14 protein-coding genes are annotated in these 14,445 nt (G+C 35.1%); 6 read left to right on the plus strand and 8 right to left on the minus strand.

The window, feature by feature from the left end:
- Window positions 1–490 precede the first annotated feature (490 nt).
- On the plus strand, window positions 491–2,695 hold the full coding sequence (locus tag MKL33_RS14440) for a TonB-dependent siderophore receptor (RefSeq protein ID WP_270907226.1): 2,205 nt from the start codon (window positions 491–493) through the stop codon (window positions 2,693–2,695).
- 55 nt (window positions 2,696–2,750) lie between these two features.
- On the opposite strand, the gene MKL33_RS14445 is transcribed toward MKL33_RS14440, so the two are convergent.
- On the minus strand, window positions 2,751–4,169 hold the full coding sequence (locus tag MKL33_RS14445) for an aspartate ammonia-lyase (RefSeq protein ID WP_270907227.1): 1,419 nt from the start codon (window positions 4,167–4,169) through the stop codon (window positions 2,751–2,753).
- Window positions 4,170–4,573: 404 nt separating this feature from the next.
- Between MKL33_RS14445 and MKL33_RS14450 the strand changes: the two genes are divergently transcribed.
- The 4 genes from MKL33_RS14450 to MKL33_RS14465 all read left to right on the plus strand — a co-directional run bounded on the left by MKL33_RS14450 (window position 4,574) and on the right by MKL33_RS14465 (window position 7,655).
- Window positions 4,574–4,756, plus strand: coding sequence for a hypothetical protein (locus MKL33_RS14450; RefSeq protein WP_002113649.1), 183 nt, complete (start codon window positions 4,574–4,576; stop codon window positions 4,754–4,756).
- Between the two features lie 110 nt (window positions 4,757–4,866).
- Window positions 4,867–5,088: a hypothetical protein gene (locus MKL33_RS14455; RefSeq protein WP_014206692.1), complete on the plus strand. Its 222-nt coding sequence runs from the start codon at window positions 4,867–4,869 to the stop codon at window positions 5,086–5,088.
- Window positions 5,089–5,634: 546 nt separating this feature from the next.
- A complete protein-coding gene (locus MKL33_RS14460) occupies window positions 5,635–6,528 on the plus strand; it encodes a LysR substrate-binding domain-containing protein (protein WP_002113716.1) in 894 nt (297 codons plus the stop codon).
- Between the two features lie 233 nt (window positions 6,529–6,761).
- Window positions 6,762–7,655 carry a LysR family transcriptional regulator gene (locus MKL33_RS14465; RefSeq protein WP_003651675.1) on the plus strand — a complete coding sequence of 298 codons (894 nt, stop codon included), beginning with the start codon at window positions 6,762–6,764 and terminating at the stop codon, window positions 7,653–7,655.
- 48 nt (window positions 7,656–7,703) lie between these two features.
- Here MKL33_RS14465 and MKL33_RS14470 read toward each other — a convergent pair whose 3' ends face one another.
- The 6 genes from MKL33_RS14470 to MKL33_RS14495 form a co-directional block, all read right to left on the minus strand.
- Window positions 7,704–8,876: a thiolase family protein gene (locus tag MKL33_RS14470; RefSeq protein WP_270907228.1), complete on the minus strand. Its 1,173-nt coding sequence runs from the start codon at window positions 8,874–8,876 to the stop codon at window positions 7,704–7,706.
- Between the two features lie 65 nt (window positions 8,877–8,941).
- Window positions 8,942–10,351 (minus strand): short-chain fatty acid transporter, encoded by a 1,410-nt coding sequence (locus MKL33_RS14475; RefSeq protein ID WP_270907229.1) that lies wholly within the window; start codon window positions 10,349–10,351, stop codon window positions 8,942–8,944.
- Between the two features lie 116 nt (window positions 10,352–10,467).
- A complete protein-coding gene (locus MKL33_RS14480; RefSeq protein WP_270907230.1) occupies window positions 10,468–11,109 on the minus strand; it encodes a 3-oxoacid CoA-transferase subunit B in 642 nt (213 codons plus the stop codon).
- 1 nt (window position 11,110) lies between these two features.
- On the minus strand, window positions 11,111–11,815 hold the full coding sequence (locus MKL33_RS14485) for a CoA transferase subunit A (protein ID WP_002113873.1): 705 nt from the start codon (window positions 11,813–11,815) through the stop codon (window positions 11,111–11,113).
- A 245-nt stretch (window positions 11,816–12,060) separates the two neighbouring features.
- Window positions 12,061–12,942: a LysR family transcriptional regulator gene (locus MKL33_RS14490; RefSeq protein ID WP_014206698.1), complete on the minus strand. Its 882-nt coding sequence runs from the start codon at window positions 12,940–12,942 to the stop codon at window positions 12,061–12,063.
- 114 nt (window positions 12,943–13,056) lie between these two features.
- The gene (locus MKL33_RS14495; protein ID WP_069037117.1) at window positions 13,057–13,446 is read right to left on the minus strand and encodes a hypothetical protein; all 390 of its coding nucleotides are present in this window, start codon (window positions 13,444–13,446) and stop codon (window positions 13,057–13,059) included.
- 149 nt (window positions 13,447–13,595) lie between these two features.
- Between MKL33_RS14495 and MKL33_RS14500 the strand changes: the two genes are divergently transcribed.
- Window positions 13,596–13,943 carry a hypothetical protein gene (locus tag MKL33_RS14500; RefSeq protein ID WP_069037116.1) on the plus strand — a complete coding sequence of 116 codons (348 nt, stop codon included), beginning with the start codon at window positions 13,596–13,598 and terminating at the stop codon, window positions 13,941–13,943.
- Between the two features lie 35 nt (window positions 13,944–13,978).
- On the opposite strand, the gene MKL33_RS14505 is transcribed toward MKL33_RS14500, so the two are convergent.
- Window positions 13,979–14,389 carry a hypothetical protein gene (locus MKL33_RS14505; RefSeq protein ID WP_230283115.1) on the minus strand — a complete coding sequence of 137 codons (411 nt, stop codon included), beginning with the start codon at window positions 14,387–14,389 and terminating at the stop codon, window positions 13,979–13,981.
- Window positions 14,390–14,445 lie beyond the last annotated feature (56 nt).

The following is a 14,445-nucleotide window of genomic DNA, read 5'->3' on the forward strand; positions in this document are numbered from 1 at the left end:
AATGAGGAATTTTTAGATATGCTGGATAGAAAATAGAATGAAACTTTAAATATCACTCAATCCTGAGCACTTCCTTAAATTCCTAACCATTCATTTTTTCTAATTTTAAAATTCGTTTCTAGTAAGATTACGTCCTTTTGTTCGATTTAAAGATAATTTTACCAATGATCGAACACTTCCTTTCATTTAACTTAATAATTAATTCTATTTAAAATCAGTGAGCTAATTTACAACGGTACTTTTCTATTTTATTTCTCCTTTTAAGTTTCATTTCGAGCTTAAGTTTATTTTGAATATTTGGTAATACTTAAAAAGTTATAGCGCCAATTCCTAATAAAATAAATGAAATTTATATAATGATAAGTTTATAAAATTTGTGTCAAATACACTTAATCGAAAAAGTACAGAATGTATTGTTTCTCAATATATGTAGCTGTATTCTTGCGTGGCTAAAAATAGACTCCGCACTCATTTCTAGCGCTTTAGAATTATGCACGGTATGGCAGGTAGTTATTCAATGGAAAGACGTTCGATAAATCTTCACTTCATGACATGCTCTAAAACAGCATTGGCTTCATCTATTGCACTCATAACATCTGTCGTCTATGCAAATGAAGCGGAGGTTTCGCAGCTCCCAACTATTACTGTGAATGCTACACAAAATAATGATGCACTATATACGTCTAAAAAAGTTAATTTATCTGGTTTTCAAACTAGTGATGTAAAGAAAGTTCCTGCATCTATTACAACCATTACCTCTGAGCGTATAGCAGACCAACACGCAAAAACTTTAACTGATGTTATTAAAAATGATTCCTCTTTAGGGGATGGCTATGCTGCAATTGGCTACTATCCAAATTTTGTAGCACGTGGTTTTGCGCTTGATTTAGGCTCAAGTTATCTCATTAATGGCCATACTATACGTGGCGAACAAAACGTGGCTTTAGAAAATAAAGAACTAGTTGAAATCTTAAAAGGTATTTCTGCAATTCAATCTGGAATGTCGACGCCGGGTGGTGTGGTTAACTATGTAACCAAAAGACCAGCCGATGTTAAAAACATTACTGTAGATGCAAATTCAGAAGGTGGCTATACACTGGCAACAGATGTTGGCGGCTTTGTTAATAATAGTTTTGGTTATCGAATCAATTTAGCCCATGAAAGCATCCATCCAAATGTTGATCACGCAAATGGTAAGCGTGAGTTTGGTTCAGTTGCTTTAGACTGGAAAATTAATGAGCGTTCTAAATTATTGTTTGATATTGAAGCTCAGCATCAAAGCCAACGCTCCGTACCGGGTTATCAACTGCTTGATGGGCAAGAAGTACCAACAAATGTAGATCAAGACCGTTTATTGGGTTACCAGTCTTGGAGTAAACCTGTTGTAAATAACAGTGTAAATGCAAGTTTAAAATATCAATATGCATTTAATGATCAATGGAATGCTAGCTTAAGTGCATCGCAAAGCCGTGTTGTGATTGATGATAATAGTGCTTTCCCATGGGGATGTTATAACGATATTTGTGAATATTCTGGTTTGGGCAATACTTTTGATAAACACGGAAATTATGACATTTATGACTTCCGCAGCCCAGATGATACACATATTACTAACCAGTTCGCTGCTGGGTTAAATGGTCAATTCAACACTGCTAATATCCAGCATCAAATCGCTTTCGAATTACAACGTACATATAAAACCTTAAAGCACCATACACCACTGAATGTAGCGGTAGGAACAGGCAATATCTATGAAGATACGATTGACTATAGTCCGTCATCGGAAAGCTTAGGTGATCGTTATAAAGCCTTAGAAAGTGATCAGACTGCATTTACTATATCTGACCGAGTTCAATTTAATGATCAATGGTCAACTTTACTCGGTGGAAAACTTATTCATCTTGATGAGCAAACTTATAATTCAGATGGGCAACAAAGTCGTGATACCGACTTAAACAAGTTCTTGCCACAATTAGCGCTCATGTATAGTCCAACTGCTGGGACTAACCTTTATGCTTCATATGCCAAAGGTTTATCGGATGGTGGTGAAGCTCCGTGGTTCGCTAATAATGCTCTAGAAGTTCTATCTCCTAAAAACTCTGAACAATATGAAATTGGTATTAAGCAACAAATTCGGAACTTCTTAGTAACAGCAGCTATTTTTGATTTAAAACAAGACAATCAATATAGCAAAGTGAATGCAGAAGGAACTTTCGATTTTGTTTCACAAGGTGAACAACACAATCAAGGTATTGAATTAGGTTTAACAGGTGCTTTAACTGATAAACTCGATGTAAGTTCAGGTATTACCTATACCAAATCTCGTCTAGTTGATATTGATAATGACAGCTACAAAGGGCATCAAACTCAAAATGTACCAAAAGTCCGCGCAACTGCGCAGTTATCTTATAAAGTTCCGTCAGTTGAAGGATTAAGATTATTGAGTGGTATGCAATACAGTAGCAGTAAATATGCAAACAAAGAGGGAACGGCAAAAGTAGGTGGTTATAGCGTCTTTAATATTGGTGCTGCCTATAAAACAAATTTTGCTGGGCATGACACAACTTTTAGATTCAATATTGATAACTTGTTTAATAAGAAATATTGGCGTGATGTAGGGGCATTTATGGGTGATGACTATTTATTCTTAGGTAATCCACGTACAGCCCAGTTCTCTACAACTTTCAGTTTTTAAAATATAGAACAAATAAAAAAGGAGCTTATAAAAGCTCCTTTTTTATTTTCAGGAATTAAGCCGACATTTTTGGTTTAACCATATTATTAATCGACAAGATATCATCAAGCACTTGTGCCGATAATAAACCTTCATTTTGAACTAAAGCCAATACGCTTTGTCCAGTTTCGTTTGCAGTTTTAGCAATACGAGTTGTAGTTTCATAACCTAGATATGGGTTAAGTGCAGTCACAATACCAATTGAGTTTTCAACCAAAGCTTTACAATGCTCAGGGTTCGCCGTAGTTGTATCAATACACTTACTTTGGAACATTGCCATTGCCTTACCAAGCATATCCATAGATTCAAACAGTTTGAATGCAATAAGTGGTTCCATGGCATTTAACTGTAATTGGCCTGCTTCAGCAGCTAAAGTTACAGCTAAGTCATTTGCAATGATCTGGAAACAAGCAAGGTTCATTGCTTCAGGTATAACTGGGTTTACTTTACCCGGCATGATCGAGCTACCCGGTTGGCGAGCTTCTAAATTAATTTCATTAATGCCAGTACGTGGACCACTTGAAAGTAAACGTAAGTCATTGGCAATTTTTGAAAGTTTAGTTGCGGTACGCTTTAATAAACCAGATAAAAGAACAAAGTCACCCATATCTGAAGTTGCTTCGATTAGATCAGGAGCAGACTTAATTTTCTTACCAGAAATTTTTGCAAGTGCTTGAATCGCAAGTTCACGGTAACTATATTCAGTAGTAATTCCCGTACCAATCGCCGTACCACCAAGGTTCATATACGCTAAAACATTAGGAATAAGCGTATTAATTTGCTCAAGGTCTTTTTGTAAAGTTACTGCAAAAGCTCCAAACTCTTGACCTAATGTCATTGGCACAGCGTCTTGTAACTGTGTACGGCCCATTTTTAGAATATGAGCAAATTCTTGAGATTTATTGCGGAAACTTAAGATTAAGTTGTTAAAAGGAAGATTTAGTTCATCTAAGCTTAATAACAAACCTAAGCGAATCGCAGTAGGGTACACGTCATTTGTTGACTGTGACATGTTAATGTCATTATTAGGATGCAAATATTGATATTGGCCTTTTGCGTGTCCCATATATTCTAAAGCGACGTTTGCTAATACTTCATTTGCATTCATATTGGTTGAAGTACCAGCACCGCCTTGCATCATATCAATTGGGAACTGGTCGTGAAAATTACCACGAATAAGTTGATTACAACTGTATTCAATCGCTTCAAATTTAGTCTGATCTAAGCTTTTTAAATTATAGTTCGCTTCAGCACAAGCAAGTTTTACCATTGCTAAAGCTTTAATAAGGTGAGGGAAATTTCCGACCTTGCTTTGAGTTAAATTAAAGTTTTCTAGAGCACGTAATGTTTGAACTCCGTAGTAGTCGTTATTATTGATCTCTCTATAACCAATAAGATCCTTCTCAATACGGGTGGTAATTTCAGCGTTCATCATTAAACTTCGAATTAGTAAAGAAGATAATTCATATTAGATTTCGAAATGCTTCACTTCTAATGCATTTATCAAGTTGATTATGCATTTTTTGCATATCACTTTTTTAATTTTATAGTGAACTAACTTGGAGGGTTCATTTTTAACTATTAATTTAACTATATGAATTAATAACTTAATATTGAGATGAAGTTAATTTCAAAATTTGCTTGATACAATGAATGGTCATCTAATTTTTGAAAGAAACCCATTGTAAAAATTAAGACTGATTAATTTAAATGAAATATCAACTTAATTATCTTTATTATTAGCTTTTAAAGTGAAGCTTATCTAACAAATTCATATAAAAATGTGATGCATTTCACATAAAAAACACTATAATACGAAAAAATCTTAGTTTTAAGTTTATGTTAAAAGTCACAGCCGCATTAATTATTTTGGGAAGTTTTACATACTATGTGCTTTTCCACGGTGAAGAGAAAAGTGAGTCTAAAACTTCTCGTCTGCTTAAAGAAGCAGAGCAATCAATCGCTTCTGCTGAAACCTCGGTAAACAAAGCTAATAGTATTGTGCCCATATCTTACAAGTAGCCTCAGTTCTTAGGTTAACTATTTCATATTATCCATCAAAATATTGTTTTATCTAGATTTTTTTAAAATTTGGGTAAAAGACTGTATGTATAGAGACAAAATTCATGAGAATGAAGTTTATCGCCTATGATCCCAATTCTGGGGAAAAATTAAGCTTAAAAGAGCATATCCACCATATGGATAAATACACCACTTATATCTTTTTTAGTGATGAAAATGACAATATGGTGTTCAATCCACAGAAAAAGCAAGTTTTTGAAATTACTCAATATACTTCTAATATGATGGTTGAAATATCAAGAAAGTTATATTACCTCATTGGTGAATATTAAGAATTCTTTTTAATTCATTCTTAAGTTAAATACTTTAGTAGAATAGTCAGGTTTTGTGGACTGAGCTATACTGCAAGCATATCTTCTGATTTAAATGAGTTTATTGAGTCAGAGAGCTTAATTCCTGAAATAAGCTAGATAGTCATTTTCAGTTTTACAGTCCGTATTCTTCCCCAAGGTGCGGACTTTTTTTATAAAAAATAAAACATGAGTAAAGCATAGGATTATTTCTTTTTTTTATTAACTTAAAACTTGTTATTTACTTGCGTTATATGCTCCTTACTTTTTGATTTAAAATAATTTTTAAAGTAATAATTTTATATTTGTATGAGTTGTTGAGTTAAATCAAAGTCTTTTATTCTCTTACGCTCTTTTCTATGTCAGAATTATTTAAATACTTACTTTTATTGTTTGGCTTTGCCAACCCTCCATCGCATTTTTGCAGGTACTCCCATGTTTTATAGTTTTTATTCATCTATTCAGCTATTTATTCAGCTTCCCAACCAGACAGATTAAGGACATAAATATAAAAAGGGAATGCATAAAATGAACTTAGAAGTACGTTGGGTAGAAGACCTTTTGACACTTGAGCGTGAGCGTTCTATTTCAAAAGCAGCCGAAAAACGATTTATTAGTCAATCTGCGTTTACGCGTAGAATTCAGCAAATAGAAGAGATGATCGGAGCTGAAGTTATTATTCGAAATAATAAAAATAATATTGAATTTACAGACATCGGGCGGATTATGCTGGTGATGTCTAAAAATATTGAAAAGCAGGTAGAAGAAACAGCAAAGCTGATTAAAAACATCAAAAATGAAACCGAATCTACGATTCGTTTCTGTGTTGTACACTCATTAGCCTCAGGTTTTTTAACCACTTTTTTAAAAAAATTCCCAACATTTATGCGCGATTTAAAAATCGAAATTGTCGCGACGAATAGTGGTGAAGGCTTATCTCTTTTAAAAGAAGGTGCCTGCGATTTTATGATTTGCTATGCAGATCGATCTAATATTAATCGAGTTGGCGATGATATTTTAAGTGGTATCAAGATCGCTGAAACAGAGATTGTTCCAGTATCAGCTACCGAAGCAGATCATACGCCTAAGCATACAATTCAGAGTAATTTTTCATTACTTGCTTATAGTAAACATGCTTATTTGCGCAAATTGGTCGATCAATTAATTGAAGGAAAACTGATCTATAAAACCTTATATGAAACTGACAATGCCACCAACTTGAAAGAGCTTGTATTACAAGGTTTAGGTGTAGCATGGATTCCAAAAATTAATGTAGAGGAAGATCTCGCTACCGGAAAATTGGTCATGTTGGACCATAATGAATACTGCCTGCCGCAAGATATTTATATTTTTAAAAATAACTTGAGTGATAACAAATCAGTTCAGCAAATCTGGAAGGGCTTCCAAACTCAGCATGATTAAAATTTATAATGATATGTGATGTCCTCAAGATATTTACATACAAAGTAATCAATTAAAGAGCTCATACCTTTGTCTTTATGATGAAAGGCTTTATAAAGCATTGCTCATGGTCTAGATTCTTTGTTAATTTAGACCATATATCAATAATTCAGAAATTTAGTGGGCATTTTTATATATGCTGTACCTGATTTCATTCCTTTTGAATGGATTATTTGATCCAGACGGAGACAATTTTGTTTGATCTAGATAGTAGATTACTAAATATTTTTTATCATATTTATCGGTTTAAAAGTGTTTCAATGGCTGCTGATGCTATTGGCCTTACACAACCGAGTGTTAGTAATGGACTGAACAAAATCCGTCAGCATTTTAATGATCCACTTTTTATTCGTGTTGGGAATGAGATGATCCCAACCGAATTAGCAAAAGAGATTTTTCCACTCATTAGTGAAGTTATTGATAAAGTGGAAAGCATTAATAACTTTAGTGTGAACTTTGATCCGCTAACTTCAGATCAGCTTTTTACAATTGCCATGACAGATGTATCTCATCTGGTTTTATTACCGCAATTAACAAACTATTTAAAAGAGAAAGCCCCTTTAATTCGCTTGAATATTAGGCCGATTACACCAGAAACCAGCTATCAAATGGCAAATGGTGAGATTGATCTTGCAATTGGCTTTTTACCGCAGTTAGAAGAAGGCTTTTATCAACAAAAGTTTTTTAAACAACATTATGTTGTGATTAGCTCTAAGAGCCATCCTCGTTTAGACCCAAATAATTTTACTTTAGATGATTATATGCGCGAGTATCATATCGATATTGACGCGGGAATCGGTCACTACCATATTAAAAATGAATTGCAGAACAAAGGATTGGATCGAAATATTTTAATTCGATTACCGAGCTATCTTGGAGTGGGATTAGTCGTTCAAGAAACAGATGCGATCGCAACGGTGCCTTATTATTTAAGCCAAGTCTTATTGGTGAGGGAAAATTTACAGATTTTACCAGCACCTCTAGACTTCCCAACTTATGATGTTAAACAACATTGGCATATGTCTTGCCATCATAAAAGTAGCCATAAATGGTTCCGTCAAACCTGTTATGAACTTTTTAAAGTCTAAAAAAAGAAGATGTAAGAAAATTCTTACATCTTCCGTGCACTTTAATTTTTAGATTTCAATTGCAACAGCTGTAGCTTCACCACCACCAATACATAACGCAGCAACACCTTTCTTTTTACCTAGGCGTTTTAAAGCATAGATAAGAGAAAGAATAATTCTTGAACCAGTTGCGCCAATTGGATGGCCTAAAGCACAAGCACCGCCATGGACGTTTACTTTTGCTTCATCAATGCCGAGTTCATGAATTGGCGCCATTGCTACCATTGCAAAAGCTTCATTAATTTCCCAAGCATCTACCTCATCAACAGACCAGCCAGCACGCTTAAGTACTTTTTGAATTGCACTAATCGGAGCAATGGTAAATTCGCTTGGATGTTGTGAGTGAGTAGATGTTGCAACAATTTTTGCCAAAGTATTTAAACCATGACTTTGAGCATATTCTTCAGTGGTGAGTACTAAAGCAGCAGCGCCATCAGAAATTGAGCTTGAGTTAGCAGCTGTAATTGTCCCATCTTTACTAAAAGCTGGACGTAATGTTGGGATCTTCTCAAGATTCGCTTTTAATGGCTGTTCATCTTGATCGATAACTTCAACACCTTTACGTGTTTTTACTTCAACAGGAACAATCTCTTCTTTGAAGTAACCTTCCGTAATCGCAGTTTGCGCTTTTTTAAGTGAAGAAATTGCAAAGTCATCCATTTGCTCACGGGTAAAGCCTTTGGTATTTGCCATGTCTTGAGCAAAAGAACCCATTAAGCGGCCTGTTTCTGCATCTTCAAGACCATCTAAAAACATATGGTCCTTAATTTCACCATGCCCCATACGGTAACCACCGCGAGCTTTCGGTAAAATATAAGGTGCATTGGTCATAGATTCCATACCGCCAGCTACAATAATATTGGCACTGCCTGCTTTTAGAGTATCAGATGCCATTAACACCGCTTTCATGGCAGAGCCACACAGTTTATTAATAGTCACTGCACCGACATGGTCAGGTACACCAGCTTTACGCATCGCTTGACGAGCAGGACCTTGACCAATACCTGCACTCAATACACAACCAAAAATAACTTCATCTACTTGTTCAGGGGAAACACCTGCACGTTGGATCGATTCACGGATAACAGCAGCGCCAAGTTCTGGTGCAGTTAAAGCCGATAGACTGCCTTGAAAACCGCCCATTGAAGTACGGCTACCTGAAACTATAACAATTGAACTCATCTTAATATCTCTTATTGATGTATTTGCTAAATTTGCCTTTAGCCGAAACTAAAGGCGCCAGTAAATTAAAAAGTAGGTGGGGTGTAGCTAAGTGTTCTTCCAAAGAACCATAATAAAAATAAAACTAATGGAAAATGCACAACCAGCTGAGTGACTGTAAAACCAATCACATCTTTTGCTTTTAGTTTTAGAATTCCTAACATTGGAAGCATAAAGAATGGATTGATTAAGTTTGGTAAAGCTTCGGCTGCATTATAAATTTGTACAGACCAACCCAAATGAACCTTTAAATCATTTGCTGCTTGCATTACATATGGGGCTTCAATAATCCATTTTCCACCGCCAGATGGCACAAAGAACCCAAGGATGGCAGAGTAAATTCCCATCACAATTGCGAAGGTTTCTTTTGAGGCGATTGAAACGAAAAACTCAGCTATATAATGCGACAGCGATAAATCTTGACTGTTTAAAGCTTGCGTCATAATAAAGGCGATGCTTCCGTAAAGTGGAAACTGAATTAAGATTCCTGAGACAGCCGGAACTGCCTTTGAAACAGCATTTAAGAAGTTTCGTGGTGTTCCATGTAACGCTAAACCAAGCATTAAAAACACAAAGTTGTAGGTGTTTAAACTTGAAATAGCAATAATTGGATTACTTTTTGAAAACTCAAAAAACATCCAGATTAAGCCTAATGCGACCACAATAATCGTTAAGATAGGCGAGTTTTCTAACCAGTCACCTGGACGATTAGATTTCTCATCATGTGGTTTATCTTCTTCAAACTGAACATCAAAACTATCAATCGTTTTAACATTATTACCTTTTGGAGCTGACCAGTAAACGATTGCGATTGAAACAATCACCAAAATAATGGTCATCGCAATTGATTGCCAAAGGAAAATCGTTTCAGTAAATGGAATAATGCCAGTTAAGTTATAAATTGACTCAGGTAAACTGGTTTTATTTGCCTGAAGCTGTGCTGCCGAAGAGCTAATCCCCAGTGCCCATGTTGCTCCCATACCAATAATCGCAGCCGCAGCCGCAGCGCGGTAATCCATATTCAGCTCTTTACGTTTCGCTAATGCAATCACTAAAAGTGCTGTAAGAATCGTGCTTACTGCCCAGTTGACCAGAGAAATTAATAAGCTGACAGTTGCAACTAGAACAATAGCACCACGTCCCGAATTTGGAATACGTGCCATTTTTTGGATTAGGAACTTTACGGGCTTAGATACAGAAACGACATAACCTACAATAATGAGCATCGTCATTTGCAGGGTAAAGGGAATAAGACTCCAGAAACCGTTACCGAAGGAAGTCGCAACATCGTGAATAGGCGCACCAATACCTAAAGCGGCAACTGACACGATAATGACGCCAAGTAATGCAAAAATATATGAATCAGGAAACCATTTTTCAGACCAGTCACTAATCCGAAGAGCAAATCTTTCAAAAATTCCTTGCTGTTTTTCCATAGCTGAAAAAATCCTTCTCATTCTTATTTATAGACAGCACATCCGGTGCTTTAAAGGGCTAAGACTCAAGCTCACTTTCTAACTTAAGTCTTATCTGGCTTACTAAAAATTAAAATTTACGCAACTAAGGTTTTATAAAACTCAACGCCAGTAGCAGCTTTAATCTGTTCAAGCGTGACATCTTTAGCAAGTTCAATCAGCTCTACGCCTTGTGGTGTAATGTCCATTACACCTAAGTCAGTAATGACACGATGAACCACACCTTTACCTGTTAAAGGTAGGCTACAGTTTTTAACGATCTTTGGCGTACCATCTTTTGCACAGTGTTCCATAAGCACTACAACTTTTTGGACACCAACAACCAAATCCATGGCACCGCCCATACCTTTGACTTTCTTGCCAGGAATCATCCAGTTCGCTAAGTCACCATTTTCGGAAACTTCCATTGCACCTAAAATTGCAATGTTGACATGGCCACCGCGGATCATGGCAAAAGATTCTGAGCTTGAGAAAAATGCTGCACCAGGGCGAGCAGTAACTGTTTGTTTACCGGCGTTAATTAAATCAGCATCAACAGTTTCTTCAGTTGGAAACTCACCAATGCCTAATAGACCATTTTCAGATTGAAGCCAAACATTAATATTTTCTGGAATATAGTTAGCAACTAGAGTAGGTAAGCCAATACCTAAATTGACATAAAAACCGTCTTCAAGTTCTTTTGCAGCACGTTGTGCCATTTCATTGCGTGACCAAGCCATTTTATACTGCCTCCGTGCTTAAAGTTTTATGCTCAATACGTTTTTCAGGTGACGCATTAAGTACAATGCGGTTTACATAGATACCCGCTAAATGGATCTCATCCGGATCTAATTCACCAATTTCAACAACCTGTTCAACTTCGGCAATTGTAATTTTTCCAGCCATCGCACATTCAGGGTTAAAATTCTGAGCAGTTTTACGGAACACTAAGTTACCAGCCTTGTCTGCCTTATAGGCCTTAACGAGGGCAACATCTGCTGTTAAAGATTCTTCTAAAATGTAGTTTTTGCCATTAAAGGTACGTTCTTCTTTACCTTCGGCAATGAGTGTACCAACGCCGGTTTGTGTATAAAACGCCGGAATACCAGCACCACCAGCACGTAACTTTTCAGCTAAAGTACCTTGCGGAGTAAGTTCTACATCAAGTTCACCATTTAAATATTGGCGCTCAAATTCTTTGTTTTCACCAACATAAGAAGAGATCATTTTTTTGATCTGTTTGGTTTGAAGCAAAATACCTAAACCAAAATCATCTACACCTGCGTTATTTGAAATACATGTGAGACCAGTCACACCACTTTGCTTAACTGCAACAATCAGTTTTTCCGGAATTCCACATAAACCAAAACCGCCTACGGCAAGTGTTTGATTATCTGCAATAACATCTTTTAGTGCTGCCTCTGCATTGGCATAAACTTTATTCATTCTATTGTTATCCTATATCCCTTAGTAATCTTAGTTTTAGCATCACATTTTGCGTTATAGAAGTTAATTTTTTTAAATGATTAATAAGTATAATCAATGAATGGTTTCAAATCGTCTACAAAAGATCAGACGAACATAAAGCAAAATACTTTAAAAAACTACCTCATATCATTGAAAATTATTATAATTAATAATTTTAGCTTAAGCGTATGCTTAGCTCATCCTAAAAAGCAGTCTTTAATTTTTTAAAATTTATATTGAATCAAAGCTTCAATAAATTGAGTCGAAATATTTGAAATTTCAAAGTTCTTTTTATAAACAATTCCTACAGTCTTATGGATAGATTCATCCTTTAACTCAATGAGTACGTTATGTTCTTTATCAATGTGTTTAGCAAAATGTCTTGGAATTGCACTTACCCCAATTCCATAAGCCACAAAACTTGAAAGTGATGAAATTTGATGACATTCAACTTTCAAATCGAGCGTTATATTATTTCGCAAACAATTCTGCTCAACCAAATATCGAACAATTGAAGGTTTTTGCAATGTCACGAATGGATTTGAACAAAGCTCTTGCCATGTAATAGAAGATGATTGAGCAAGTGGGTGAGTCTTTGGTAATAGAGCTAAGAAATCTTCTTCAAATAGTGGTTTGAACTCTAGGCCTTCGGTGAGATCAGGTTCAAAGCAGATACCAAGCTCGAAAATACCATCTTGTACTTTTTCTATAATGGTTTCATTGGGAATATCGTGAATTGAAAAGTTAAGATTGGGATGAAGTTCTAAAAATTGATGAATCACCTCAGGCAAAATTGCATGGGTCACAAAGGGCATTGAGGCAATACTTAAAGTTCCACGATTGAGCTTAAAACGTTGTTTAACATCGTTTTCCATTTCATCCCAATTGGCGAGTAATTTTTTAGCATAGGGAATGAGGGATTTACCTTCTTGTGTAAGCTCAACACGGCGAGTATTACGGTTAAAGAGCTTTCCGCCTAATTCTTCCTCTAAGCTTTTGATGGTGAGACTTAAAGCAGACTGGCTGAGATGTAGCTCTAAAGAGGCATTAGCATAGTTGAGGGTACGCGCAAGGGCTAAAAAAGCTTTTAGTTGTTTAAGCGTCATTTCATTCCTTTAGATTACCCAGCTCACTTAGAAGGGTAATTTATACGAAAATTTGTTTAATATGATGTTTTTTTAAAAAAATTAAGAAAATAAAGCAGGGGACAATAGGCTGAGCTACTTCAGTAAATTTTCCCAACAAAACTCATCTGTGTTGTTAGCAAAGTATAGAGCCATTCCAACTACATGGAAAAACAAATAACCTAGCCAAATTGCTTGAGGAGCAACTTTTAAGCCTTCTAATAAAATTATGGTTGAATAAATTGCTACTAAAAAAGTGAATAAGATGATGTATGTAATACTCGCTACAAACTTATATTTTGGTGCTAATTGAGGAACTTTATAACCAATCAAAATTTGCATACCGCAATTTATGATCAGTGCAATTATAGCTACAATTATTTGTGGTGCATTTAAAAATTCTAAAGAAAGCTGTTCGATGATGAAAATGATTTGCCACAATACAAACATTCCCAAAGGATATATTATAAATTTAATCCATATCATATTTTGTTTTCTTATCAAGATTTTACATTGTTATTCTATTGAATAATTTAAATTAAATAAATGCTATTTTTAAAAAATTAGACTACTGATGGGTGATTTGTATTATCCTTAACTTTTAAATTTAACTCATTATTAAAGGTAATAGTAACATGAAAAAAATCATTTTTTGGGGATTAGTTTCAAGTTTTACTTTTATTAGTGGATGCCAATCTATAGAACAACAAACGGAAAATAAGCCTGATGTGGTACTAACAACTCAAAAGTCTACAGCTGAATACAAAAATTGTGTTCTTGAAAAAACATCTGTGCTTTTGCCTCTAACTACAACTGAGACTAAAAATGGTTTTAGACTTGCTAAAGGAGAAATGGGATATGCTGGAGTGACGATATACATATCAAATGAAAATGGTGCCACGAAAGTAAAAGGACATATCCCATCATCTTCTTGGGCAGTTATACCGAAAAAAATGAAACAAGCACTTAACGATTGTGCGTAAAAAATTAAAATGTAATAAAGAATGCGTAATCTTCCTTAAGTTTCACACTTTGAATTATTGGTTTTGAAATGATCTAAATATTCCCGATATTGAAAGAAAATTGGTTTTGCATCTTTCTGTTGTAAAAGCTTTGGATAGTACTGCATATATACTGCCAGAAGTTTTTGAGCATCTGCAAGATAATCACATTCTGCCTGAAGCTTATCTTGTAAATTCTTTGCAAATTTAATTCTTGGTTCATGGCGAGCTTTAAAGATATCAACCTGTTTTTCCATTCTTTGGTCAAAAATTTTTCTAGATGCTTTTTCACCATCCGAAAAAAATACATAATGAAAATCAAAACCCTGCCAATTTAAATCATTTTTAGGTGTGTAAATAGTTTGTGCTGCATGGGTAAATTTATAAGATATTAAAGAAAGAATAATAATTAAAATTGTCTTTTTCATCGTTGTTTCAACTCTTTTGAACATTTTAACAATGTTCCGTTAAATAACTAATCTAT

The sequence above is a fragment of the Acinetobacter sp. AOR43_HL genome (assembly GCF_027854635.1).
GTDB lineage: Bacteria > Pseudomonadota > Gammaproteobacteria > Pseudomonadales > Moraxellaceae > Acinetobacter > Acinetobacter pittii.